Annotated in this window: 27 protein-coding genes; 24 read left to right on the plus strand and 3 right to left on the minus strand. The window is 36.0% G+C overall.

The window, feature by feature from the left end:
* Positions 1-52: 52 nt before the first annotated feature.
* The 10 genes from ACIGHG_RS06500 to tlp all read left to right on the plus strand — a co-directional run bounded on the left by ACIGHG_RS06500 (position 53) and on the right by tlp (position 7,212).
* Entirely contained in the window at positions 53-562 is a 510-nt protein-coding gene (locus ACIGHG_RS06500; RefSeq protein WP_336472509.1) for a GNAT family N-acetyltransferase, read from the plus strand.
* 207 nt (positions 563-769) lie between these two features.
* A complete protein-coding gene (locus tag ACIGHG_RS06505; protein ID WP_396547654.1) occupies positions 770-2,146 on the plus strand; it encodes a UDP-N-acetylmuramoyl-tripeptide--D-alanyl-D-alanine ligase in 1,377 nt (458 codons plus the stop codon).
* A gap of 177 nt (positions 2,147-2,323) precedes the next feature.
* Entirely contained in the window at positions 2,324-2,857 is a 534-nt protein-coding gene (locus ACIGHG_RS06510; RefSeq protein WP_396547773.1) for a GNAT family N-acetyltransferase, read from the plus strand.
* Between the two features lie 61 nt (positions 2,858-2,918).
* Positions 2,919-3,347 (plus strand): YkvA family protein, encoded by a 429-nt coding sequence (locus ACIGHG_RS06515; RefSeq protein WP_396547656.1) that lies wholly within the window; start codon positions 2,919-2,921, stop codon positions 3,345-3,347.
* 76 nt (positions 3,348-3,423) lie between these two features.
* Complete coding sequence (locus ACIGHG_RS06520) at positions 3,424-3,576, plus strand: hypothetical protein (protein ID WP_396547658.1); 153 nt, start codon at positions 3,424-3,426, stop codon at positions 3,574-3,576.
* A gap of 1,119 nt (positions 3,577-4,695) precedes the next feature.
* Positions 4,696-5,271, plus strand: a complete 576-nt coding sequence (locus tag ACIGHG_RS06525) for a peroxiredoxin family protein (protein ID WP_090913333.1) — start codon at positions 4,696-4,698, stop codon at positions 5,269-5,271.
* Between the two features lie 292 nt (positions 5,272-5,563).
* Entirely contained in the window at positions 5,564-6,445 is an 882-nt protein-coding gene (locus tag ACIGHG_RS06530; protein ID WP_396547660.1) for a 3'-5' exonuclease, read from the plus strand.
* Between the two features lie 108 nt (positions 6,446-6,553).
* Positions 6,554-6,697 carry an FbpB family small basic protein gene (locus ACIGHG_RS06535; protein ID WP_336472514.1) on the plus strand — a complete coding sequence of 48 codons (144 nt, stop codon included), beginning with the start codon at positions 6,554-6,556 and terminating at the stop codon, positions 6,695-6,697.
* A 42-nt stretch (positions 6,698-6,739) separates the two neighbouring features.
* Positions 6,740-6,874, plus strand: coding sequence for an acid-soluble spore protein N (locus ACIGHG_RS06540; RefSeq protein WP_020061953.1), 135 nt, complete (start codon positions 6,740-6,742; stop codon positions 6,872-6,874).
* 104 nt (positions 6,875-6,978) lie between these two features.
* The gene (gene tlp / locus ACIGHG_RS06545; protein ID WP_336472515.1) at positions 6,979-7,212 is read left to right on the plus strand and encodes a small acid-soluble spore protein Tlp; all 234 of its coding nucleotides are present in this window, start codon (positions 6,979-6,981) and stop codon (positions 7,210-7,212) included.
* A gap of 17 nt (positions 7,213-7,229) precedes the next feature.
* Here the strand turns inward: tlp and ACIGHG_RS06550 are convergent, their stop codons facing one another.
* A complete protein-coding gene (locus ACIGHG_RS06550; RefSeq protein WP_396547663.1) occupies positions 7,230-8,519 on the minus strand; it encodes a glycoside hydrolase family 18 protein in 1,290 nt (429 codons plus the stop codon).
* Positions 8,520-8,628: 109 nt separating this feature from the next.
* On the opposite strand from ACIGHG_RS06550, the gene ACIGHG_RS06555 reads away from it, so the two are divergent.
* Positions 8,629-9,048: an acyl-CoA thioesterase gene (locus ACIGHG_RS06555; RefSeq protein WP_090913342.1), complete on the plus strand. Its 420-nt coding sequence runs from the start codon at positions 8,629-8,631 to the stop codon at positions 9,046-9,048.
* Between the two features lie 24 nt (positions 9,049-9,072).
* Here ACIGHG_RS06555 and ACIGHG_RS06560 read toward each other — a convergent pair whose 3' ends face one another.
* Both ACIGHG_RS06560 and plsY read right to left on the minus strand, forming a co-directional pair.
* Complete coding sequence (locus tag ACIGHG_RS06560) at positions 9,073-9,363, minus strand: HesB/YadR/YfhF family protein (RefSeq protein ID WP_090913344.1); 291 nt, start codon at positions 9,361-9,363, stop codon at positions 9,073-9,075.
* A 108-nt stretch (positions 9,364-9,471) separates the two neighbouring features.
* Entirely contained in the window at positions 9,472-10,065 is a 594-nt protein-coding gene (gene plsY / locus ACIGHG_RS06565; RefSeq protein ID WP_336472518.1) for a glycerol-3-phosphate 1-O-acyltransferase PlsY, read from the minus strand.
* 264 nt (positions 10,066-10,329) lie between these two features.
* Here plsY and ACIGHG_RS06570 point away from each other — a divergent pair, with 264 nt between their 5' ends.
* From ACIGHG_RS06570 to ACIGHG_RS06630, 13 genes are all read left to right on the plus strand, one after another.
* The gene (locus tag ACIGHG_RS06570) at positions 10,330-12,186 is read left to right on the plus strand and encodes an anaerobic ribonucleoside triphosphate reductase (RefSeq protein WP_396547775.1); all 1,857 of its coding nucleotides are present in this window, start codon (positions 10,330-10,332) and stop codon (positions 12,184-12,186) included.
* Positions 12,183-12,635, plus strand: coding sequence for an anaerobic ribonucleoside-triphosphate reductase activating protein (gene nrdG / locus ACIGHG_RS06575; RefSeq protein ID WP_090913349.1), 453 nt, complete (start codon positions 12,183-12,185; stop codon positions 12,633-12,635). The genes ACIGHG_RS06570 and nrdG overlap by 4 nt, the downstream gene beginning before the upstream one ends.
* Positions 12,636-12,650: 15 nt before the next feature.
* Positions 12,651-13,328: a response regulator transcription factor gene (locus ACIGHG_RS06580; protein ID WP_396547666.1), complete on the plus strand. Its 678-nt coding sequence runs from the start codon at positions 12,651-12,653 to the stop codon at positions 13,326-13,328.
* Between the two features lie 177 nt (positions 13,329-13,505).
* A complete protein-coding gene (locus tag ACIGHG_RS06585; RefSeq protein ID WP_090913353.1) occupies positions 13,506-14,714 on the plus strand; it encodes a S1C family serine protease in 1,209 nt (402 codons plus the stop codon).
* Positions 14,715-14,786: 72 nt separating this feature from the next.
* Positions 14,787-15,200, plus strand: a complete 414-nt coding sequence (locus ACIGHG_RS06590) for a CoA-binding protein (RefSeq protein ID WP_336472520.1) — start codon at positions 14,787-14,789, stop codon at positions 15,198-15,200.
* A 374-nt stretch (positions 15,201-15,574) separates the two neighbouring features.
* Positions 15,575-17,539 carry a DNA topoisomerase IV subunit B gene (gene parE / locus ACIGHG_RS06595; protein WP_336472521.1) on the plus strand — a complete coding sequence of 655 codons (1,965 nt, stop codon included), beginning with the start codon at positions 15,575-15,577 and terminating at the stop codon, positions 17,537-17,539.
* A gap of 1 nt (position 17,540) precedes the next feature.
* Positions 17,541-19,964 carry a DNA topoisomerase IV subunit A gene (parC, locus tag ACIGHG_RS06600; protein WP_396547668.1) on the plus strand — a complete coding sequence of 808 codons (2,424 nt, stop codon included), beginning with the start codon at positions 17,541-17,543 and terminating at the stop codon, positions 19,962-19,964.
* Positions 19,965-20,105: 141 nt separating this feature from the next.
* Entirely contained in the window at positions 20,106-21,314 is a 1,209-nt protein-coding gene (locus ACIGHG_RS06605) for a branched-chain amino acid ABC transporter substrate-binding protein (RefSeq protein ID WP_396547670.1), read from the plus strand.
* 66 nt (positions 21,315-21,380) lie between these two features.
* Positions 21,381-22,367: a branched-chain amino acid ABC transporter permease gene (locus tag ACIGHG_RS06610; RefSeq protein ID WP_336472524.1), complete on the plus strand. Its 987-nt coding sequence runs from the start codon at positions 21,381-21,383 to the stop codon at positions 22,365-22,367.
* Between the two features lie 9 nt (positions 22,368-22,376).
* A complete protein-coding gene (locus ACIGHG_RS06615; protein ID WP_396547672.1) occupies positions 22,377-23,660 on the plus strand; it encodes a branched-chain amino acid ABC transporter permease in 1,284 nt (427 codons plus the stop codon).
* 10 nt (positions 23,661-23,670) lie between these two features.
* On the plus strand, positions 23,671-24,447 hold the full coding sequence (locus tag ACIGHG_RS06620) for an ABC transporter ATP-binding protein (protein ID WP_396547674.1): 777 nt from the start codon (positions 23,671-23,673) through the stop codon (positions 24,445-24,447).
* A 63-nt stretch (positions 24,448-24,510) separates the two neighbouring features.
* Positions 24,511-25,212 (plus strand): ABC transporter ATP-binding protein, encoded by a 702-nt coding sequence (locus ACIGHG_RS06625; RefSeq protein ID WP_396547676.1) that lies wholly within the window; start codon positions 24,511-24,513, stop codon positions 25,210-25,212.
* A 341-nt stretch (positions 25,213-25,553) separates the two neighbouring features.
* Entirely contained in the window at positions 25,554-26,582 is a 1,029-nt protein-coding gene (locus ACIGHG_RS06630) for an oxidoreductase (protein ID WP_336472528.1), read from the plus strand.
* Positions 26,583-26,670: the final 88 nt, after the last annotated feature.

The following is a 26,670-nucleotide window of genomic DNA, read 5'->3' on the forward strand; positions in this document are numbered from 1 at the left end:
AGTTTCAGTTATAAATTAGTATTGCTAATGTACTACATACAAGGGGTGTTTTATGTTGTATATAAGAGAGGCGACAGAAAGTGATGCAGCGGAAATTTTATGTATTCGAAAGAGCATTATTTCTCAAAATGAGTTTTTTATTCCTACAAACGAAGAATTTCATGTTGATGTTGAAACGCAGAGAGAGAAAACAATTACAAATAGTCAGCAGGGCGGTGTAACATTTGTTGCAGAAGACGGTGAACGGATTGTTGGGTTTTTAGTGTTTACAAGAAACTCAATGAAGCGCTTAAATCATACTGGCTTATTTGGAATGGGGATTTTAGAAGACTATCGTAATCAAGGTGTAGGAACAAAATTGCTTTTACAATTAATAGACTGGTCAAAAACACAAGAAGGCATAGAAAAAATTTGTTTAGGTGTTTTCTCAACAAACGAAAGAGCGATAAAAGTATATGAAAAAATCGGTTTTAAAGAAGAAGGAAGAGAGAAACGGCAAATTAAATTTGAGGATGGACGATATGCAGATAATGTTCTGATGGCATTGCATATACAGCAATAACTCAAAGATATAATTTTGAAATATATGATTTTATGTATTATTTACAATTCAGACAGCTATGATTCTAAAGTTTGTTGTTTCATTAAAAAATATTTCAGACTGAGCATCTTTAATCTAATTAGATTTCTTTATTCTTATTTGTTTAGTTTAATGAAATAAATGAGTAGACGAGATAGTAGGAATAATTATAAATGGAGAGTGACTATTTTGATTCAAAGAAGATTGCTCGAAATAGAACAAATGGTAATCGGAGAAGGTTTACAGACGGAGTATCATAGTCATCTTATTGCAGGTGTTTCTATTAATTCAAAAGTGATAAGCCCTGGCAATTTATTTATCCCAATTGTTAGGTTAAAGAACGGTCATGATTATGTGGAAGAGGCTATACAGCAAGGTGCTGTTGCTTCTCTGTGGGAGAAATCTCAGCCAAACCCACCTAAAGGTATTCCATTAATTTTTGTAGATGATACGTTGATAGCTTTGCAACACTTAGCACGTTCTTACAGAAATCAACTGTCTGTCAATGTAATTGGTGTTACAGGAAGTAACGGAAAGACAACAACAAAAGATTTAATTAACTCTGTACTCAGCACAACTTACAAGGTTCATAAAACAAAAGGAAATTTGAATAGTCAAATTGGTTTACCGTTAACAATCCTAGAGATTGAAGAGGATTGTGAAATAACAGTATTAGAAATGGGGATGAGTGAACACGGGCAAATTCAACGTTTATCAGAAATTGCTGAACCAAATGTAGCTGTCATCACAATGATTGGGCAATCGCACATATTAACATTGGGTTCAAGGGAAGCAATAGCAGATGCAAAGCTAGAAATAGTGACGAACTTAAAGGAACAAAGTTTACTTATTTACAATGGGGATGAACCTCTTTTAAATAAAAAAGTTCAAACATTGCCTAACGCTAATCAAATTAAATGTATCAAATTTGGTGAATCTTCTTTAAATGATGTATATCCTGTGTCCATTAAGGAACATTCAGAAGGGATAGATTTTACATTAAACGATGAATCAATTTATTTTATACCTCTTCATGGAAAACATAATGTTTACAACGCTATAGTTGCTATAAAAATTGGTCAACACTTCAATTTAAATCAACAGAGAATGAAGCAAGGATTAAAACAAGTAGAAATAACAGAAATGCGATTTGAAATGTTAAAAGCAAAATCAGGAATTACGATTATTAATGATGCGTGGAATGCTAGTCCTTCTTCCGTTAAAGCAGCAATCGAAACATTTGAACAACTCGTAGGATACAAACAGAAAATTATTGTGTTAGGTGACATGTTGGAGTTAGGGCAAGAAGAAGAAAAGTATCACCGGAACATTGGTCAAATATTAAATCCAAATACAATAGATTACATTTTTACAATTGGAGAACGTGCCAAAATGATTGCACAAGAAGCAAAACTTAAATATAAAAAAGGTAAAGTGAAAGCATTTCTTACAAAAGACGAAGCTATTATAGAAATTCTGTCTGTATGTAATTCAGAAGATGCGGTTTTGATAAAAGGTTCAAGAGGAATGGCATTAGAAGAAGTAGTAGGAAGATTAATACAATAATGTTTCAATTCAAAGCGCACAAGTTAGGAAAGAAAAAGGTGTTTTCGTATAAGGAAAATCTTTTCTGTCTACATCAATTTTTAATAGTTTAATTCTTTCTTCTATAGTCTAAAACATTGTTTAATTATACGTTTGTAACGCTAATTTCATAAAAACAATTTGAAAGGAAGAGTCTTTATCATGTTCCCAATCCTAGAAACAGAACGTCTACGTTTAATAGAGATAAACCAAACCAATAGCCAAAATATATATGATATTTTTTCACTTGAAGAGGTAACACGTTACTATGGGATGAATCCTTTTAATAAGGTAGAGCAAGCTATTCAAATGATTAATTCTTTTGCGAAAAATTTTCAAGAAAAACGTGCGATTCGTTGGGGAATCGTTGCAAAGGAAACAGGTGATTTTGTTGGTACAGTAGGATTTAATAATTTGCAACTTTGGAGTAAACGATCTGAAATAGGTTACGATATTCACCCAGCCTTTTGGAGAAAAGGGTATGCATCTGAAGCGGTAAAAGAAGTGTTAGCATATGGGTTTCAAGAGCTTGATCTATTTCGGATTGGAGCAATTACATATCCTGAAAATACGGCATCTTCTCATTTGTTATTAAAATTAGGGTTTCAGGAAGAAGGATTGTTAAGAGGTTATATTTATCAAGAAAACCAATCTAATGATGCTTTAGTTTATTCGATTTTGAAAATGGATTGAAAGAAAGAGGGTAATCTTTAATAGTGAATATAAAATTACAAGAAAATGAAGGGGATCTGTTTTGAGTCAAAATAAACGGGTACAAACGGAAAAAGGTTTATCAATTATACAGAAAATGAAAAAATGGGCTAGGGATTTAAAGAAACAACTTCTTGTGCTGTATTTAGCATATCGAGATGAAAGGGTCCCTTGGTATGCTAAGTTATTTACAATGCTTGTTGTTGCTTATGCTTTCAGTCCTATTGACCTAATTCCAGATTTCATTCCAATCTTAGGGTATCTTGACGATCTTATTCTTGTTCCTTTAGGTGTGTACTTGGCGTTAAAGCTTATCCCTAAAGAAGTATTAGAGAATTGTAAAAGGAAAATGGAAAAGAAATTGCTTATAAATAAACCTAAGAATTGGATAACAGCATTTTTTATCATTTGTATTTGGCTAATTGTTTTTATATGGATTGGAAAACTTATTTTATCGTATATGGGTCATTAATTGGTTATGAGTGAGCTATGTTTCTATAATACAAGTTCCGAGCATATTGTTTTATGGAAATTGGTATCAGCAGCCTATGAAATTACAAAATAAAATTAAGAGAAAGATTATGCATATTAAGAAAAAGCGGGCTAGTATTGTTGTTCAAGAATTAGATGGCGGACATTATGCTCATTTACAAGATGACCTCGCTTTAAGTAAAATGACAGCTTCCATTCACTCTTTGTAATGAAAATGATATTGCCATATTTAATTTTCTTGTAATGCAATTGCATGTTTCAAAACGGAAGGCTGTAATTGAGTCGTTGCTTGTATTGTTTATTTTAGATTTACATCTATGAAAAAGAGAGCAGTACTTGCTCTCTTTTTCATAGACGTAAATAGTAATTTTTATTTGTATTTCTTTTCTATCCAATTAATGAAAAGGTACTGCATACTCAATTCAATTACTATTAAGAATAGATGAAATGAGTAACGATATATAAGAAAAAGATATAATGCACTAAATGGGACACTTAAGAAAATACTGCCGTATTTATTTTTAGTGAAGAAGTAAATAGCCGCTCCGCAAATCATACCGATTAATAATGATTCCATGGCTATAAAGAGAATGGAGTCTCTGGAGTAGAAGTCTAGTATGTAAGTAAATTGTCCTGGAAGGTTTGTATAAAAAATCCACAGTAAGATAATCCATATATTCAAAGAAATGATGAAATCTTTTCCGAAATGTTTTGTTATAAATGCTTGCCAATTACGACGCTGTATAACTCTTACACTTCTTATTAAGAGAAATATAAGGACAAAGAACCCAGCCCAAGTAATTAATATTTGTGTAATCTCTGAAATGGTAACCACTCCTTTAATATTGCCTTACTTTATACGAACAAACAAGAGGCTGCAAAATAAAACTAAAAAGAACAAAATACAATATCGTGATAGTTACTTTTATTTCAAAAGGAAATGAGATTTCTAAAATAAAAGCCCATATGAGAATAGAAAAAAAAGAATACATGAATAAGGAGAATTTTGAAATGATTAGTTCTTCCTTACAGTTCTTGCAAACGAGCTTATGATAATTATTTCTTAGAAATAACTGTCTATTACTAAATGTAGCATTACAAGTTGGACACTTTTTCATTAGAAAGCCTCTTTTCATTTTATGAATTTTGTAGGAAATATTATACTTTTAATATACAATTCACTGACAGAAAATTCCTGCATTTTCAAGAGAATATGCTTTTCTTCCCAAAGAGAATATTTCCATCTTTCTCCGTATAAGCTAAAATAAAGTAAAACTTTCTTTTTTGAGAATCTAGGAGACAAAGATAAAACATAAGGAATGGTGTATATGTGGAGGAAAATAGCAATTGTTGTTGTGTTATTAGGTTTAGCTGGTTATGCAATATATGAGCAGTTTGGGAAAGAGAAAGTAGAAGTAGCAGATAATCAAAAGCAAAGTACAGAGGATGAAAAAGAAGTAATTGCGCAAAATGGCATTGAAATTGGAAAAATAGCACCTGATTTTGAATTGTCCAAGCTCGATGGTACTAAGGTAAAGCTTTCTGATTTAAAGGGTAAGAAGGTTATTGTGAACTTTTGGGCAACATGGTGCGGTCCATGTCAGCAAGAAATGCCAGATATGCAGGAGTTTTATAGTAAATATCAGAAGGATGTAGAAATATTAGCGGTAAATTATACAGTGTCAGAGGGAACTGAAGGGAAAGAGAAGGTTCGAAAATTTGCAGAAGCGAAAGGGATTACCTTCCCGGTTCTTCTTGATACAGATATAAAGGTAACAACTACTTATAAAGTTATTACAATTCCAACGTCATATTTTGTTGATACAAAAGGTGTTATCCAGGATAAATTTATTGGACCGATGACGGTGAAGGAAATGGAGAAAAGAGTTGCGAATTTAAAGTAAAAGATGAGAGTAGGAATGGGATGTGTACCATTCCTATTTCTATTTAAAAGCTATATATAAGGGAGTTAAAAAGTGACATAAAAGCTCCTTTCTTTTTAGATGGGCGAGAGCATCTGGCCGTGTATAGAAGCGGTCAGGGCCTTTTTTTACCACACGCAAGGTTTAAAACAAAAGGAGTAAGTCAGTAGCGGTCATATTGTATTCTGCATAGCAGCGACTTAGATGGAGAAAAATATATAATTGAGTTTCTTATATTAAGTTATAATATAAATAAAAAGCTGAGGAGAAGGTTATGGAAACATTTACAGGAGATTATGTTGTAATTGATTTTGAAACAACTGGGTTCAATCCTTATCAAGATAGCATTATTCAAATGGCTGCGATTCGATATCGAAATCATATATGTACAGATCAATTTGTTTCGTATGTGAACCCAGAGAAAATGATTCCAAGTCGCATTACGATGTTGACGGGGATTCGAAATTTTGATGTTGCAGCTGCGCCGACAATTGATATTATTTTACCAGAGTTCGTTTCATTTCTTAGAGAAGACACAATTATTGCTCATAATGCTTCTTTTGATATGAGATTTTTAAAGAGTAATATGGAACGATTAAGACTTGGTACACCGAAAAATGTCGTGATTGATACACTTAGTTTAGCAAAACGATATATAAAACATACACCAAACCATAAATTGGAAACTCTCAAACGATTGTTACAAATTGAGGTAGCCTCTCATAATGCATTAGATGATTGTTTCACTTGTGCAGCTGTATATCAAAAGTGTGTAGAGATAAAGGTTGGAGAAGAAAAAAAGAAAGGTATAACAAAGGAAGAAGAAAGAGCATATGAGATTGTAAAAGAAATATTGGAAAAGCATAATAAAGATACAACAGCCATTCGTTCCGCCAGTGTCGGGAATTATTTGGACATTAAAACAATGTATTCATTTGCAAGAATTAAGCTAAAGGGCAGAAAAAAATATGTATTAACAAATAAAGGACAAGATGAAATAGTAGCATTGTATCCGAACGTTATATGTGAAGCTGCTACGAAAAGTGAATGGGGTCTTACAAGAATGATGATTGATGGACCTGAAGATATAGTTGCTTTTGAAAGTGTGATTCTTGAAGCGTATGAGGAAGTAAATCAAATATTGCAGCATTCTTAAAGTGAAGTTAGTTGAATTATATGTCCGGAAAATAAAATTTTCTCACAAATCTGATTAGAGCGTTTTTTTGCTGTTCATACTAGTAATACGAAAGTGAGGGTGAACAGTATGAGAAGAACTCGGCGAAAATCGTTTGAAGAGCTTGTGAAAGAAAATAAACGGCAACTACTTAGTGATCGGGATGCGATTGAACGGATTGAAGAAAAATTAGAAAAACGATATGAAATACGTATTTTTAAACAGGCTGAATAATTCTTGCAACTAGAATGATACTAGTTGTAAGGAGGCGATATGATGGGTAATCCAAAGAAAAAACCACAAGATTTTGCACCAAATCAGATTGGGATGCAATCAAGAACAGCAGGCGGTAATAAAGGAAAACAAATGCAAGATAAATCAGGGAAACAACCGATTGTTGATAACGGTTAGAAAGAGGGAGAATGGAATCATTCTCCCCCTTTTTTGCATACATAATTAAAGGATTTTTTTACAAACTAATGTTGTATGTATTTTCAATAAAGGAGGAAGACAGGATGCCAGAACAATATAAAACAAGTCCAAACCCAGATGATCGCAGTGATAACGTTGAGAAATTGCAAGAGGCGGTATATAACACAATTGAAAATATGAATGAAGCAAGGGAAGCTGCGGAGTTTTCAAATGAGAAAGACCGCGAGGCAATTGAAGCGAAAAATGAGCGCCGTATGGAAAGTATCGAAGGAATGCGAAAAGAGATTAAAGAGGAAGCTGCATATCGCAATCAGTAAGAGAAGGCTGACAATTGTCAGCCTTTTTTTGTAATAGAAAAGTTTTCAGTAAGGAGACGCCAATTTTGTGGGAAAGGTAAGCCGATTTTCCAATAACTGATACCGCGAATTCCTTGTTCCTTTATTAAATTAAACTTACTTTGAACAGACCTAGCATCTTCAAACCATACTTCATGTTTTACTCCATTTGCATCGTAATAATTGAAATGAGGAGCTTGAGAAGTGAAATCGTATTGAATTGGGACATTGTGTTTTCGGGCAAGCGCAACGGCAGCAATAGAACTAACTGCTTTTGCAGGAGGATTTCCTGGTTTAAACGGAACAATCCAATCAAATCCGTATAAGTTTTGCCCCATCATAATTTTCCGCGGCGGCATTTGTGATTTTGCATATTGAATAACTTGTTTTACAGGACCAATTGGAGATACTGCAAGAGGCGGTCCACCTTGCCATCCCCAGTCGTATGTCATAATGACAATGAAATCGACAATTTCACCTTGTGCTTTATAATCATGAGCTGCAGCTGGACCTTTTTGAGTTGAACTTGTTTTTGGGACGACAGTTGTACTAAGTGTATATCCTTTTGGTAGACGTGTTTTTACTTTGCGTAAAAATTGATTATATGCTTCGCGGTCTGCCGGTGCAAAGTTCTCAAAATCGAAGTGGACATCACGCATTCCGTATTTTTGAGCGGTTTGTAAAATGTTTGTAATAAACGTATTTTGAATGGTTTCATTGCGTAAAATAATGCTTGCTAATTCAGAGCTAAAACTCCCATTTTCAAGATTTGTAATAACAAGCATTGGAATCGTCTGCCCTTGTTTTGCAATTGAGACGATTTCAGATGTTTGGGTAGGTTCTTTCAGTGTTCCATCACGTTTTGCTTCAAAGCTAAAGTAGGCCAAATAGGTTAAATATGAATTGATCGCTTTGGTGGAAGCAATTAAGCTTTCTTTAATTGGAATTGTAGATGGTTGTAAATAGGCAATGGATTCAATAATTTTTTTTGTTCCTTTTGGTACATATAGTTGCTGTCCGACTTGGAGTGGAGATTTTAATGATAAATGATTCACTTTTGCTAGGCTGGCAAGAGGTACGTTGTAGGTTAAGGCTATTTTATATAAGCTATCGCCAGGTTGTACATAGTAGGTATTTCCCTGTGTATTCACAATTAATGCTTGCCCGACGACGAGTGTTTCAGCTGGATTTAACCCATTGTCTTTCACAATTGTTTCAGCTGTTGTTCCGTACTGCTTAGCTAATTTATACACGTTATCGCCGCTTCGTACAGTTATGATTTGTAGCATATGCTCACTCCTTTAAGGAAAAAGATCCGCCGCTTCTATTTTATTTTCAGATTCTCTGTATTATGATTAAAGGTGTAGAAAGAAATGCAAGCGAGAAGGAGTTAAAATGATGTTTATAGCAGAACAGGAGATTGAGATCCGTTATGCAGAGACAGATCAAATGGGTGTCGTGTACCACGCAAATTATTTAGTATGGTTAGAACTTGGCCGTACGAAATTAATTCAAGATTTAGGGTTTTCGTATGTTGAAATGGAGAATGATGGGATTATATCTCCTGTACTTGATTTGCAAATTACATACCGAAAAGCAATGCGTTACGGAGAAAAGGCTATTGTGAAAACATGGGTGGAGTCTGTGAGCCCACTACGTGTTGTATATGGCTATGAAATTTATAATGGAAACGGTGAGCGTTGTATTACAGCATTTACAACAAATATTTGTGCCAAAAAAGAGGGCTTTCGTCCGGTGTCATTTAAAAAATTGTACCCAGAATGGTATGAGGCATACGAGAAAATTAAAAAGCAATAAAAAACGTGGCGTAGGCCACGTTTTTTATTTTACATAATGAAATTGCGGGAACTCGTCATCAGCGTTAAATGTAACAGACAAATCATGCCCATCAAAGAACCATTCATCATCGCCTTCAATAAAGAAAGTAATACCATCTTCTTGAAATTGTACAACAGGAGTAGCTGGATCATCTTTACGAATTCCTAATGAAAGACCTTTTTGAACAGTACTACATCCACCATATTGTACGAAAAAGCGAAGAGTATCGCCTGTTTGTAAACCAAGCTCGTTTTTATACCAGTTTAGTGCTTCTTTTGATACTGAAATGTTCATTTAGTATTCCTCCAACATAATCGCTTTTTCTTTTAGTATAAAAAATAACGCAAAAAGACGCCATTTATATGCTTTGCGTTTCCTTTTTGCGTTATGTGGGTCACAATCTTATTTTTGTTTTTTTGTTAATTTTGCTTTTGGTTCTGTTTTATTTATAATTCGTCCAATATTTGCACGGTGTCTATAAATAACCATACCAGCTAATAAACACATGGCAACAATGAAGATTTTATCCCCGTTTATAATTGATGCAATAACAGCGGCGATAGCTGTTATCATAGAAGAAAGTGAAACGTATCTCGTTGTAAATAGTAGGGTGAAAAAGATCACAGCTAATATTAAAAAGGTAAGTGGTGCGTAGCATAATAGTACACCAGCAGAAGTAGCAACTGCTTTTCCGCCGCGGAACTTCGCGAAGATTGGGTATACATGCCCTAGTACCGCAGCTAATCCAAACCATAAGGGATGGATATTTAATCCGAAAATGATCGGTAGCGCTGTAGCCAATGTCCCCTTTAAAATATCAGCAATTGTAACAATAAAACCTGCTTTTTTCCCTAGCGTACGAAATGTATTCGTTCCTCCTAAATTTCCGCTGCCGTGTTCCCGAATATCGATTCCATAACCAATTTTTCCAACAACAAGTGCAGATGGAATCGAGCCAAGTAAATAGGCAACGATAAATAAAAGATATGTAAGCATAAGTTCAGTCTCCTTTATTCAAATGTGTTGATAAAGGGTAAAAAGAGTTTTTCCCGTATATTGTACCACACATTTGTAAAGATCACATTTATTTTTTGTAAGATGAAATTTCGATTTGGAAATATGAGAAAAAAGATTCAATAGATCTTAAAAAAACTTTCACAAGAATGTTACATTTATCACAGATTTACTCTTACTATATGTTGTATCATTTTGATGGTAAATGAACTAGATGTTGTTGGGGGTTAAGGAATGAATCAAGAAATGAAAAAAAACAGTGAATATGATGAGAATCTAAAGGGGATTTTTGCGAAAATTGTTCATGCAAATGAACAAGATTTAATGCAAGAAAATGCGAATGTTGATGGTCGATCTCCAATGGGAATGATGGGGAAATTTGCTTCTGAGAGTGCAAGATATTATGCGATAGAACAATTACTTTCTGAGCCAGTGAAACAAGCAATTGATCAAAATATTTTATATCCACATGATTTAGACTTTTATGCAACAGGTACGACAACTTGTTCGCAAATACCGTTAGCGCAGATGCTTCAAAACGGGTTTCATACAGGTCACGGGCATATGCGACAGCCGCAAGATATTAAAAGTGCATTGGCGCTTTCTTCTATTATTTTTCAAGCAAATCAAAATATGCAGCATGGCGGACAATCATTTGCGCTGTTCGATGTGGATTTGGCGCCATATGTGAGAAAAACGTTTGAACGGAATAAAAAACGTTTAGCAACATATCCGTTAACAGCTGAGCAAATAGAAGAGTTTGCGTGGAAAGAAACAGAAAATGATACGTATCAAGCATGTGAGGCGTTTATTCATAATTCGAATAGCATGCATAGCAGAGGCGGGGGGCAAGTTCCGTTTATTTCAATTAATTACGGAACAGATACATCAAAAGAAGGAAGATTACTAATTAAACAATTATTACGAGCGACTCAAGCTGGATTAGGAAAAGGAGAAACACCAATTTTTCCGATTCAAATCTTCAAGTTGAAAAAGGGAGTAAATTTTGAAGAGAAAGATCCAAATTATGATTTGTTTGAATTAGCAATAGAAACGACAGCGAAACGATTATTCCCTAATTTCTCATTTTTAGATGCACCATTTAATGCGGCGTATTATGATGGGCGTCCTGAAAGTGAAGTGTGTTATATGGGTTGTCGTACGCGTGTAATGTCTAATATTCATGGGGAAGAAACTGCGATTGGAAGAGGGAATTTATCGTTTACCTCTATTAACTTAGTGAAATTAGCATGTATTAGTGGATCAAAAGAAGCGTTTTTTGAAGCTTTAAATTATTATCTTGATCTAGGTATTGATCAATTGTTAGAAAGACTTTCCTATCAAGCAACGAAAAAAGCAAGAGATTTTCAATTTTTATATTCTCAAGGAGTATGGCGCGGCGGTGAAAAACTGCAACCTGAGGATGCTGTTGCTGAAATTTTAAAACAAGGTACATTAAGTATAGGTTTTATTGGCCTTGCGGAATGTTTAGTTGCTTTAACAGGAAAACATCATGGAGAAGACGTAGAATCATGGAAGCTTGGTTATGAAATTATCGAATATATGAGAAAGAAAATGGATCAAGCAACAGAGGAACATCAATTGAATTTCTCATTAATTGCAACTCCGGCAGAAGGATTATCTGGGAAATTTGTCAAAAAAGATCGAGCTGAATTTGGAACAGTTACAGGTGTAACAGATCATAATTATTATACAAATTCATTCCATATTCCTGTTTATTATCCTATTCAAGCAATTGATAAAATTCGTTTAGAAGGACCGTTTCACGCGCTTTGTAATGGTGGTCATATTACGTATATTGAATTGGACGGAGCGGCTATTCATAATCAAAAAGCATTACAGCAAATTGTGAAGGCAATGGCCCAGTATGGCGTAGGATATGGATCTATTAATCACCCGGTTGATCGCTGTAAATGTTGCAGTTATCACGGGATAATTAGTAATGAATGTCCAAGCTGTGGGAATGAAAATGAACATGATTTTGAAAGAATTCGCCGCATCACAGGATACCTTGTAGGAGATATGTCAAAGTGGAACAGTGCGAAGCGTAGTGAAGAAAAGGAACGGGTGAAACATTCATGAGAGTAATGAACATCATTCATGATAGTGTGGTAGATGGAGAAGGATTGCGGACAGTCGTATTTTTTGCAGGCTGTCCGCATCGTTGTTTTGGCTGTCATAATCCACAGTCTTGGAATATTGGTAATGGAACTGAGATGACAAAAGAGGAAATAATAAAAGAGATTGAAAAAAATCCCCTTACAGATGTAACATTTTCAGGTGGGGATCCCTTTTTTCAAGCCAGTGAAATAAAAGAGTTAGCAAAAAACGTGAAAGATTTACAAAAAAATTTATGGATTTACACAGGTTATACGTTTGAAGAGATACAGAATTCACAAAATAATGATATGATAGAGTTGTTGCACTATGCTGATGTGCTAGTAGATGGAAGATTTGAGCTAGAGATGCGAGATCTCACCCTGCCGTTTCGTGGGAGCTCGAATCAACGTATTATTCGATTGAAAGAGTAAAAGGACGGGATAGGATTGAATAAAACAGTTTTACTTGTTGAAGATGAAAGAAGATTACGAGAAATTGTTAGTGATTATTTTCGTAATGAAGGCTTTGAAGTGATCGAAGCGGAAGATGGCAAGCAAGCATTAGAACTGTTTGCAGACCACACTGTGGATTTAATTATATTAGATATAATGCTACCAGAAATTGACGGTTGGTCTGTATGTAGACGTGTAAGAAAAGAATCAGCTGTACCAATCATTATGCTGACAGCTCGTTCAGATGAAGATGATACTTTACTTGGTTTTGAATTAGGAGCAGATGAATATGTAACAAAACCGTTTAGTCCGAAGATTTTAGTTGCTCGTGCCAAGACATTGCTAAAACGTGCAGACGGTGCAGTAGGCCAAGCGGAAGAAAACATGCTCTCGCTTGCTGGTATCGATGTGAATCGTTTGTCGCGTACGGTAATGGTAGATGGAGAAGAAGTAATATTAACACATAAGGAATTTGAGCTACTTGTTTATTTGATGGAGAATAAAGGAATTGTATTATCTCGCCAGCATTTATTAGATCAACTTTGGGGATATGATTATTTCGGAGATGATCGTACAGTAGACACACATATTAAAAAACTTCGTAATAAGTTAGGCGATAAGGCAACACATATTAGTACAGTTATCCGTGTAGGATATAAATTCGAAGAGTAAAATATCGGTTCCCATTTAAGCAACTTTATATTCATTGCATGTACACTTTTTTGTATATGTGTCTACAATGAATATGGTAGTATTTTTTTGTTTGGATTTCACGATGAGTTCACAGAAAGGACACACATCGTGTTTATACTAAAAATACGATTTCAGCAGAGAGGGGATAAGGAAATTATGGGATACTATGATCAAACAGAAACGAATGAAACTCGTACGGAAATTGGAAAATCACGCAGTAAAAAAGGATATTTTTTCACAGGGGTTGTTGGTGCTGTGATCGGTGCTGTTACAATCAGCGTTGCAGCTCCATATATGCCTTGGACAAATAACAGTGTCGTTTCACAATCTAAAATAGAGGGAACAGCGGTTCCAGTTGTGAATAAAACAAAAGGTGAAACGGACCTTCCTGGTATGATTGAAGGAGCAAAAGAAGTAGTTGTCGGTGTAATTAACTTTCAAAAAAGTGTAGATCCATTTTCCGCTGATCCACAAGGGCAAGAATCTGAGGCTGGATCAGGATCAGGTGTGATTTATAAAAAAGTTGGAAATAAAGCACTGATTGTAACGAATAACCACGTTGTAGATGGTGCGAATAAATTAGAAGTAAAGTTAAGCAATGGAACAAAGGTTGAAGCGAAGTTAGTAGGGAAAGATCCATGGTTAGATCTAGCTGTCGTTGAGATTGATGGGAAAAATATTAATAAAGTTGCAACTTTAGGAAATTCAGATAAAATCCGTGCGGGAGAATCTGCAATTGCGATTGGTAATCCGCTTGGCTTCGATGGAAGTGTAACAGAAGGGATTATCAGTAGTAAAGACCGTGAAATTCCAGTTGATATTAACGGGGACAAACGTCCTGATTGGCAAGCGCAAGTAATTCAAACGGATGCAGCGATTAACCCAGGGAATAGCGGCGGTGCACTATTTAATCAAAATGGTGAAGTAATCGGTATTAACTCTAGTAAAATTGCACAGCAAGAAGTAGAAGGAATTGGCTTTGCGATTCCAATCAATGTGGCAAAACCAGTTATTGATTCCCTTGAAAAATTTGGTGAAGTAAAACGACCTGTAATGGGTGTTGGAGTAAGGGGTCTTGAGGAAATTCCAAGCTATGCATTAAGTCAATTAAAATTACCGAAAGATGTAACAGGTGGAGTTCTGTTAGCACAGGTTGATCCAGCATCACCAGCAGAAAAAGCAGGATTGCAAAAATATGATATTGTTGTTGGCTTTGATGATCAAAAAATAGAAAATGCAGTACAATTCCGTAAATACTTATATGAGAAGAAAAAAGTTGGCGATAAAATCGAAGTAACAGCGTACCGAAATGGTGAGAAAATAAAGAAAACAGTTACATTAGCTGATAATGCTAATAAGAATTAATAAAGAAAGTCTCTTTCATGTTGAAAGAGACTTTCTTTATCGGCTATACTAAATGAACAGGAGGGATTACATATGACAATTGAAAATCCAACTCGTACGGAAATTGGAGAGATTTTAAAAAATAGTAAGACGATTGCAGTTGTCGGATTATCCGATAATCCAGAACGTACTTCTTATATGGTGTCAAAAGCGATGCAAGATGCAGGATACCGAATTATTCCTGTTAACCCAACGGTAGATACTGTATTGGGAGAAAAGGCGGTTAAATCGCTAACGGAAATAAAAGAACGTGTTGATATCGTCAATGTATTTCGTCGTTCTGAATTTTTAATGGATGTTGCAAAAGAGTTTGTGCAGATTGAAGCGCGCACATTTTGGGCACAATTAGGCTTACAAGACGAAGAAACATATCATTTTTTGAAAGAAAAAGGCTATACTGTCATTATGGATCGCTGCATTAAAGTTGAACATGCAATGACAAGATAAGGTTTATTTGTGAAGTGTATTGAATTCCTATTCATAATAATAGGGAAAAGCAGATGAACGAGGTGTTCATCATGAAGTTTTTTAAAGGTTGTTTGTGGGGATTGCTGCTTGTCACTCCATTTTGGATAATTATCATTTTGTTGATTATAAAATGGTGGAGTATGTAGTTGTTTTGGAATACATATCCATGTTTCGTTGACAAACGATTACTTTTCTGAAATAGTAGCGTAGAGGAATCCTTGTGACAAACAAGGATTTTTCTTATGAAAATAGTATATAAAAGACATAACGTGACTTGCCAAAAGTAAGGGAAAGGCGTTATTCTATAATAAAGAACATATGTTCTGATTTTTAGATAGGAAGGGGCAAGGAGTTTGGCTAAGCGTCAGTTTCAATATGATGAAGATGCAATTCAAGTGCTAGAGGGGCTTGAAGCCGTTCGGAAACGCCCGGGTATGTATATCGGGAGTACGGATAGCCGTGGATTACATCATTTAGTATATGAGATCGTAGATAACTCCGTTGATGAAGCATTAGCGGGATTTGGCGATGAAATTAAAGTGATCATACATAAAGATAATAGTATAAGTGTAGTAGATAAAGGGCGCGGTATGCCGACAGGAATGCATAAGCTTGGAAAGCCAACACCAGAAGTTATTTTAACTGTACTTCATGCTGGGGGTAAATTTGGGCAAGGCGGTTATAAAACGAGCGGTGGCTTGCATGGTGTTGGTGCCTCAGTTGTAAATGCACTGTCTGAATGGCTTATTGTTACAATTAAACGAGATGGTTACGTATATGAACAACGCTTTGAAAATGGAGGTGTTCCAGTTACAACGCTTGAGAAAATTGGAAAAGCGAAAGATGCCGGAACAACAATTCATTTTAAACCAGATCGAACAATTTTTAGCACAACGAATTATAACTATGAAACGTTATGTGAAAGATTACGTGAATCAGCATTTTTATTAAAAGGTATGAAAATTGTACTTCAGGACAAACGTAACGATTTGGAAGATGTTTTTCATTATGAAACGGGAATTGAAGCGTTTGTTTCATATTTAAATGAAGAGAAAGACTCTTTACACCCAGTTGTATATTTTACTGGAGAGCAAAACGGAATAGAAGCAGAATTAGCTTTTCAATTTAATGATGGGTATTCTGAAAACATTCTTTCCTTTGTGAATAATGTGCGTACGAAAGATGGCGGTACGCACGAAGCCGGGTTTAAAACAGCGATGACTCGTGTCTTTAACGAATATGCACGTAAAGTTTCTTTGTTAAAAGAAAAAGATAAAAATTTAGAAGGAACAGATATTCGTGAAGGATTAGCTGCAATTGTTTCTATTCGTGTTCCAGAAGAATTGCTTCAATTTGAAGGGCAAACGAAAGGAAAACTTGGAACAAGTGAAGGCCGTTCAGCAGTTGATGCTGTTGTATCAGAGCACTTAGCATATTTTTTAGAAGAAAATCCAGATGTGGCAACGCTTCTTGTGAAAAAAGCAATCAAAGCAGCGCAAGCACGCGAGGCAGCACGAAAGGCGCGTGAAGAAGCACGAAGCGGTAAGAAGAAAAAACGTTCAGAAGGCACATTAAGTGGTAAGCTGACACCAGCACAATCACGTAATCCGCAAAAGAACGAGCTATATTTAGTAGAGGGCGATTCTGCAGGTGGTTCTGCAAAGCAAGGTCGTGATCGTCGTTTCCAAGCTGTTCTGCCACTTCGCGGTAAAGTAATTAATACAGAGAAAGCAAAACTAGCGGATATTTTCAAAAATGAAGAGATTAATACGATTATTTATGCGATTGGCGGCGGTGTTGGATCAGAATTTTCAGTTGAAGATATCAATTATGATAAAATTGTTATTATGACCGATGCTGATACAGATGGAGCACACATTCAAGTGCTGCTATTAACATTCTTCTATCGTTATATGAAACCACTTATTGAAGCTGGGAAAGTATTCATTGCACTTCCTCCTTTATATAAAGTAAGTAAAGGAACAGGAAAGAAAGAAGTCATTGAATATGCTTGGTCAGATGAAGAGTTAGATGGCGTTATAAAGAAGGTTGGTAAAGGTTATACAATTCAGCGTTATAAAGGTCTTGGTGAAATGAATGCAGATCAATTATGGGAAACAACGATGAATCCAGAGACGCGCACATTAATCCGCGTGAAAATTGATGATGCTGCAAGAGCAGAACGCCGCGTGACAACATTGATGGGGGATAAAGTAGAGCCCCGCCGCAAATGGATTGAACGCAATGTTCAGTTTGGTATGCAAGAAGAAGGTAATATTCTAGAAAATGAAATGATTATGGCAACGGAGGTGGAATAACATGCAGGCAGAGAAGTTTCATGACCTCCCGCTTGAAGATGTGCTCGGCGACCGCTTTGCACGTTATAGCAAATATATTATTCAAGATCGTGCGCTTCCAGATGCGCGCGACGGTTTAAAACCAGTACAACGCCGTATTTTATATTCCATGTATGTGGAAGGAAACGTGCACGATAAACCATTTCGTAAATCTGCAAAAACAGTTGGTAACGTAATTGGTAATTATCATCCCCACGGTGATTCTTCCGTGTATGAAGCAATGGTACGTTTAAGCCAAGATTGGAAAGTACGAAACGTATTAGTTGAAATGCATGGAAATAATGGTAGTGTTGACGGTGATCCGGCAGCAGCAATGCGTTATACAGAGGCTCGTTTATCACCGATTGCTTCTGAGTTATTGCGTGATATTGATAAAGAAACAGTGGAATTTGTTTCAAACTTTGATGATACAAGTGAAGAGCCAGTTGTATTACCAGCTATGTTTCCCAACCTTTTAGTGAACGGATCTACGGGAATTTCAGCTGGTTATGCAACTGAAATTCCACCGCATCATCTTGGAGAAGTTATTGATGCGACGATGCTGCGCATTGATAAACCAAACTGTAATGTTGATGATTTATTAACAGTCATCAAAGGGCCAGATTTTCCAACAGGCGGAATTATTCAAGGCCTTGATGGTATTAAGAAGGCATATGAAACAGGAAAAGGAAAAATCATCATTCGCGGAAAAGCAGAAGTGGAAACAATTCGCGGTGGAAAACAGCAAATTGTTATTACAGAAATTCCTTATGAAGTAAATAAAGCAAATCTTGTCAAGAAGATGGATGAACTTCGTTTAGATAAGAAATTGGATGGAATTGCTGAAGTACGTGATGAAACAGATCGTACAGGTCTTCGAATTGTCATTGAATTGAAAAAAGATGCAAATGCAGAAGGTATTTTAAATTATTTATATAAAAATACAGAACTACAAATACCATACAATTTCAATATGGTAGCGATTTATAATCGCCGTCCAACCTTGATGACACTTCCTAAAATTTTAGATTCTTATATTGGACATCAGAAGGAAGTCGTAACACGACGCTCACAGTACGAATTAAGAAAAGCAGAGACACGTCAACACGTTGTTGAAGGTTTAATGAAAGCTCTCTCTATTTTAGATGAAGTCATTGCGACAATTCGTGCTTCAAAAGATAAGCGTGATGCGAAAGATAACTTAATTGCAAAATTCTCATTTACAGAAGTACAAGCAGAAGCAATTGTGTCGCTTCAATTGTACCGTTTAACAAATACAGATATTACAGCTCTGGAAAAAGAAGCTGATGAATTACAGAAAAAAATTACAGAATTGCAAGCCATTCTACAAAGTGAGAAGAAGCTCCTTCAGGTCATTAAAACAGATTTGAAGAGGGTTAAGAAAACGTATAGTAACGATCGCCGTTCTGTTATTGAAGAAGAAATTGAAGAGATTAAAATTGACGTTGAAGTCATGATTCCACAAGAAGATGTGATTGTGACAGTAACGAAGGAAGGGTATGTAAAGCGCACAAGTTGGCGTTCTCATAATGCTTCCAATGGAAAAGATTTTGGTATGAAAGAAGGCGATTTATTATTAGATCGCTTTGATACGAATACGACGGAAACAATTCTCTTATTTACAAACAAAGGGAATTATATTTATCTTCCAGTTTACGAAATGCCAGATATTCGTTGGAAAGACTTAGGACAGCACGTTGCGAATATTGTCTCGCTTGACCGTGATGAAACGCTCGTCTTTGCAACTGTTGTTCCAAATTTTGAGGAAGAGAAGCGATTTATTACGTTTGTTACTAGAAATGGCATGATTAAGAAAACCGAATTGAATCAATATAAAGTGCAGCGTTATTCACGTGCATTTGTTGCGGTTAATGTAAAGAAAGATGATGAAGTCGTCGATGTTTTTGTTACAGATGGAACGCAAGATATTCTTCTTGCTACGCACGGTGCATATGCACTTGTTTTCAATGAAGAAGAAGTGAGTCCAGTTGGTGTACGGGCAGCTGGTGTAAAAGGAATGAATGTGAAAGAAGATGACTATGTTGTATGCAGTCTTCCTATAAATCATGAGAAAGATCAGCTCGTTCTTGTTACACAACGAGGCGCAGTAAAACGATTAAAAGCAGCAGAAATTGAAAAATCGACAAGAGCAAAACGAGGTCTTGTTATCTTTAAAGAATTGAAAAAGAATCCATATCGTATTGTCGGTGTGGAAGTCGTTCGAGATGATGAAATAGTTTGTATGCGGACAGAAAAACAAATGATAGAAGAAATTAATCCGCAAACACTTCGGAATAAAGATCGTTATAGTAACGGAAGTTTATTAATAGATGTAAGCGATGTTGGTCTTGTTGTGGAAACGTGGCCGCAGAAAAAAGAACAATAAGAAAACGCCCGATTCATTATATGAGTCGGGCGTTTTTGTCTAAATTTGTCTGAGGAATAGTAGTTGTATAAATAAGACACTTCCATTATTATTTAACTAAATATTTTAAATGTTCAGAAAAAATAAGATGGGGGTATATGGGTGATAAAACAGAAGAATCTTTCTTTTGTTCTTTCGGCAGTGTGTATGTTTGGTTTATTAACAGGATGCAGTGGTAAAACAAATGGTAATGCCGATACAGCAAGTACGGGAGGTGGTGGTGGAAAGGTCATAAAAATTGCGACGCAATCACCGCTCTCTGGTGGTTCTGCAACACAAGGAGAAGCAATTAAACTTGGTGCACAATTGAAAATAGAAGAACAAAAAGAAGAGTTTAAAAAATTAGGGTATGAATTAAAGCTTGTGCCATATGATGATCAAGCTGATCCGAAAAAAGGTGTTGCGAACGCGCAGATTATTGGTGCTGATAAAGAAATACTCGGTGTCGTTGGACATATGAATTCAGGAGTTGCAATTCCATCTTCTGAAGTGTATGAAAAAAACAATGTTGTTATGGTATCACCTACAAATACTGCTGTTGAAGTAACGGATCGTAATTTAAAAGTAGTAAATCGTATATGCACAAGAGATGATTTTCAAGGTCCTGCCGGGGCAGAGTTTGCATTGAAAACACTGAAGGCAAAAAGCGTTTTTATTATTGATGATAAAACAGCTTATGGAACAGGTTTAGCTAAAGCGTTTAAAACAGAAGTTGAAAAATTAGGTGGAACAATTGCAGGTTATGAATCTATTACGGTCGGGGAGAAAGATTTTAATGGTGTGTTAAATAAAGTACTCGCGAAAAAACCGGATTTAATTTATTTTGGTGGTCTATATGCAGAAGGTGGACTGCTAGTAAAGCAAGCGCGTGAAAAAGGTCTTACGATTCCGTTTATGGGCGGTGATGGCATGGATTCAGCAACGATGGTAGAAATTGCAGGTAATTCTATCGAGAATACGTATTACACTTCTATCGCTGCTGATCCGAAAACAACGGAAAAAGGAAAGAAGTTTGCAGGTGATTATAAGAGCAAATTTAATAAAGCGGTAGAAGGATATTCGGCTTATGGATATGACGCTGCGGGTGTACTACTGCAAGGAGTGAAAGATGCGATTAAAGCAAATAACAATAAAATGCCAACAAGGGAACAAGTGCGTGACACTGTTCGGAAAACAAATAATTTTGGAGGAGCGGTAACAAACGTAGGTTTTGATAGCAAGGGTGATAATAAATTTGCAAAAGTATATATTTATAAATTTGCAGAGCAAAAATATCCAGGAAGACAAGAAGGAGAAGTAGAGAAAAAGTAAGGTGATAGGGGTACGGTGCTTATGTTCCGTACCTTTTTTAGAGAAAAATAAAGGGGAGGAATTTCTATGTTCGGAGAAATAATGCATACACTTCCTCAAGTGCTAATTGACGGATTAACACTTGGTGCAGTGTATGCGGTTATCGCATTAGGATATACGATGGTATATGGAATATTAGAACTTATCAATTTTGCTCATGGAGAAATTTTTATGACGGGTGCTTTTATTGGTACAACAATTTTCCTTGTTTTTATGGGGTTTGGCCTAATGCCAGCTATGCCAGCTTTGCTAGCATTGTTACTTGTTTTAGTTGCAACATCTCTTATAACAGGTTTTCTTGGGATGGGCATTGAAAGGGTTGCGTATCGACCGCTTCGGAAAGCACCGAAACTTATTACGTTAATCACAGCAATTGGTGTTTCTTTTCTACTGCAAGATATCGTTCGCTTTATCGCTGAATTAAAAAAAGGAAATTACATTATAACAGGTCCTACTTTATTCAATGATCAAATTACGGTACAGGCTTCAGCAATCATCTCTTCTTTTAATAACGCTAAGCTTAAAACATCTTCACTTATTCTACTCGTTCTTGCGGTTATTATGATGTTCTCTTTAGACTTCTTCATCAATAAAACAAAGTGGGGTATGGCGATGCGTGCTGTTGCACAAGATCGTGATACTGCTTCATTAATGTCAGTAAATGTGAATAAGGTGATTTCTCTTACGTTTTTTATCGGTTCCGCACTTGGCGGAGCAACAGGCGTACTGTTTGCTGTGCAATATGGAACAATAGATCCGTACATTGGCTTTATTTTAGGATTAAAAGCTTTTACGGCAGCTGTTTTGGGGGGGATTGGTAATATTCGAGGTGCGATGGTTGGCGGTATATTGCTTGGACTATTAGAAATGTTCGCCGCTGCAAATTTATCCATTTTATCTTCTGGAATATTGGGAGCTGAATATAAGGATGTTTTTGCCTTTGGAATTTTAATTCTCGTTTTAATTTTTAAACCAGAAGGCATTTTCGGCAAAGCAGTTGCCGAGAAAGTGTAGGTGATGATAATGAAAAAATGGTTAGAAATGATAAGGAAAAACACGAAGATGCAACTTATACTATTAGTCCTTTATATGGGGATAACTGCTGCAAGTTTATATTTTGCACAAAAGTCAGTAACGGCATTTCTACTATTATTATTGTCTCTTTTATTATTGTATTATACAAATTTACACAGTAAATGGAAATGGTTGGTAGGGTTATTTGTGTTAGTTGTATTACTCCCATTCACAGCAAGCGGTGGTCCTGCTTACCAATCTTATATGGAAGTGGCGACATTAGTTGGAATTTATATAGCAATGGCGCTAGGGTTAAATATCGTTGTTGGGTTTGCAGGATTGCTAGATTTAGGATTTGTCGCTTTTTTTGCAATAGGAGCTTACACATACGGTATTTTTGCAACAGCTCAAGCAAATAACTTTATGCCATTTGGTCACTACCCATTGTCAGGAGAAAACTTTTGGATGTTTATTTTACTAGGTGGTTTGATTGCAGCGGTATTTGGAGTTTTGCTTGGCATCCCGGTGTTGCGTGTGAAAGGTGATTACTTAGCGATTGTGACACTTGGATTTGGGGAGATTATCCGTATTATTTTTAATAATCTAGATAAACCGGTTAATATTACGAACGGTGCAATGGGCTTATCTTCTGTAAAACCACCTTCCTTATTTGGGTTTACATTTTTGCAATCGAGTCAAGTGTATTACATTGTACTCGGTATTTTATTACTCGTAATTTTTATTGTAAAACGACTAGAGTTTTCGAAAATAGGCCGTTCTTGGAAGGCAGTTCGTGAAAATGAAATTGCAGCCCAAGCGATGGGAATTCCGCTTGTGAAAACAAAGCTGCTAGCGTTTGCAATTGGTGCTTCATTTTCTGGAATGATGGGCGTTGTCTTTGCTGCAAAACAAACTTTTGTCGATCCAACAAGTTTTACATTACTAGAGTCAATTACCATTCTTGTTATGGTATTGCTTGGTGGTATGGGGAGTGTGCCCGGGGTTATTTTAGGAGCAGCTGTTATGACAATTTTAAATTTACAAGTACTTACTGAATTAACAAACTGGCTAAACCAATTAAACTTAAGTGGAACGGTTACGATCCCAGATGCACTTTCTCCAGCTAAAATGCAACGTTTCATCTTTGGAGGAATTCTAATTTTATTTGCCTTGTATCGACCACAAGGACTCATACCTGCGAAAAATCGAAAATTTAATGAAGAGCAGTTGAAAAAAGATAGGATAAAACAAATCGAGTCACAAACACAAAAAGAGAAAGTATTTGAAGCCTAGGGGGAAGAATATGGCGATTTTAACAGTTCAAAATATTACAAAGCGGTTTGATGGACTCGTTGCAGTAAAAAGTGTTGACATGAAAGTAAAAAAAGGATCCATTACAGCTGTAATTGGACCGAACGGAGCAGGAAAAACGACGTTTTTTAATATGGTAACAGGTGTATATAAGCCAGATGAAGGTGACATTCTGCTTGGAGAAGAAAAGATAACTGGTTTGAAGCCGCATGATATTTCAAAGAATGGCATTGCTCGTACGTTTCAAAATATTCGTCTTTTTAACAATATGACGGTACTTGAAAATGTAATGGTAGGACTTCACAATCATTTAAAAAGTAATCTTTTGGGGATTTTGTTACATTTTCCAGGGGTAAAGAGAGAAGAAGAACGAGCGCAGCAAAAAGCATATGGGCTTCTAGAATATGTTGGTTTAGCTCACTTATTAAATGAAGAAGCGCAAAATTTATCGTACGGGGCACAGCGTCGCCTTGAAATTGCTAGAGCGCTCGCGGCGAAACCGCAAGTATTATTATTGGATGAGCCAGCAGCCGGAATGAATCCAAAAGAAACGAAGGAATTAACAGCTCTTATTTATCGAATGCGCGAAGAGCTAGACATAACAATTGTATTAATTGAACATGATATGAAACTTGTCATGGAGATTTCTGAGCATATCATTGTATTAGATCACGGTGAAAAAATTGCAGAAGGAAGACCGGAAGATATTCGTAACAATCCTAAAGTTATTGAAGCGTATTTAGGGAAAAGCGCAGTGTTAGAGAAGTAATGCGAAATAAAGTAAAAAAATGATACAACATTGTTCGAAAAAAATAAAAAGGAGGGGAGTATTTTGTTAGAGCTTACAAATATCAATGCGTATTATGGTGGTATTCACGCGTTAAAAGGTATTAATATTTCTGTCGGAAAAGGCGAAATTGTAACGCTTATTGGATGCAACGGGGCTGGAAAATCAACGACATTAAAGACGATTAGTGGTCTTGTTATACCGAAATCAGGAGAAATTTCGTTTGAGGGTAAACAAATTACGAAACAATCTCCGCACGTAACTGCTTTATCGGGGATTGCTCATGTACCAGAGGGAAGACGTATTTTTTCACGCCTCACAGTAAAAGAGAATTTGGAGATGGGAGCATTTTCAGTAAAGGATAAAAGAATAGTGAAGGAACGGATGGAGCGAACCTGTCACTATTTTCCGAAATTGAAAGAACGGCTAGAACAAAAGGGCGGTACGATGAGTGGCGGTGAACAGCAAATGCTTGCAATTGGACGTGCGCTCATGAGTCAGCCTCATTTACTTATGTTAGATGAACCTTCAATGGGACTTGCACCAATTATTGTTGAGCAAATCTTTGAAATTATTTCAGATCTTAATAAAGAAGGGATGACGATTCTACTTGTTGAACAAAATGCGTATCAAGCGTTGCAAATTGCACATCGTGGATATGTGATTCAGACAGGGGAAATTAAAATGGTAGGAGAAGGAAAATCATTGATGCATAATGAATTTGTGAAAGAAGCGTATTTAGCATAATATGAGAGCTACCCTAGGCAGGGTGGCTTTTTTGTATGTTAATCTATATAAATCCATTTTAATTTTTCGACATATAATTTGCTGCTATGCAGAATACAGCATGACCGCTACTTGCTTTCTCCTTTTGTTGTAAACCTTGCATGTGGCAGAAAAAGGCCCTGCCCGCTTCTATGCATGGCCAGATGCTCTCGCCCGCCTAAAACGAAAGAGGATTGTTATGTCGATTTTTTAATTTGTATTTATATATGTTGCCATTATAAAATGCAAAACATTATGTAGAAAAAGGATAAGTTGATATAATGAAAGTTCATCATATTCCATACATAATTTGGAGGTATTTTATGAACAAAATCGGTGTTGGTATTGTAGGTTACGGCTTTTCTAGTACAACCTTTCATATTCCACTGCTACAAACAATTGAAGACTACGAAATTCGTGCGATTGTTTCTTCACAAGAGGAGAAAGTAAAAGCATCATTTCCACATGTAGAAGTTGTGACAACAATTGATGAGCTTATTATGCATGAGAACATAGATCTTATCATTATTACATCTCCTAATACAACGCACTTTGAATATGCAAAAAAAGCAATTCTTCATGGTAAACATGTTGTCGTTGAAAAACCTTTTGTTGTTACTGTTGAAGAAGGGGAAGAGTTGATTGTGTTAGCGAAGCAGCATGGCGTTGTGTTAAGTGTATATCATAACCGCCGCTTTGATAACGATTTCAGGACGATTCAAAAACTATTACAAGATAATAAAATTGGTAAAATTTATACGTATGAAGCTCATTTTGATAGATTTCGTCCGCATGTTCGTGATCGTTGGCGAGAGCATAAATTGCCAGGATCAGGAATACTGTTTGATTTAGGTTCACATCTCATTGATCAAGCGTTACATTTATTTGGGATGCCGGAAGCTGTTTATGCAGATGTTGTCAATCAACGTCCAGGGTCGCAAATAGATGATTATTTTCATATTATTCTTCATTATGAAGAAATGCGTGTTATTCTTCATAGCGGTAGTCACGTTAAATATGCAGGGCCACATTTTAGCATTCATGGTGAAAAAGGATCGATTGTTAAATATGGAATGGATTCTCAAGAAGAACAGCTAAAGGCAGGAAAGAAACCTGGTGATGAAGGATATGGAGAAGATGCTATGCATATGTATACTGTTCTTTCTACAGAGGAACAAGAAATTCATATTCCAACAGAAATAGGGTGTTATGAGAATTATTATAAAGGTGTCCGAAACGCGATAATGAAACGAGCAATGCCACCTGTTACAGCTGAGGAAGCTCTAAATGTGATTCGTGTTATTACAGCTTGTTTACAAAGTAGTCAGCAAGGAATGATAGTAAAATGGTAGAGTCAGTGTATACGCTGACTCTTTTTGTATGTTAGCAAATCATGTCAGAATTTTACGAGAAAACGCTAACGATTTTTATTGTGCAACC

The organism is Bacillus sp. NPDC077411 (assembly GCF_044543425.1).
Taxonomy (GTDB): Bacteria; Bacillota; Bacilli; order Bacillales; family Bacillaceae_G; genus Bacillus_A; species Bacillus_A bruguierae.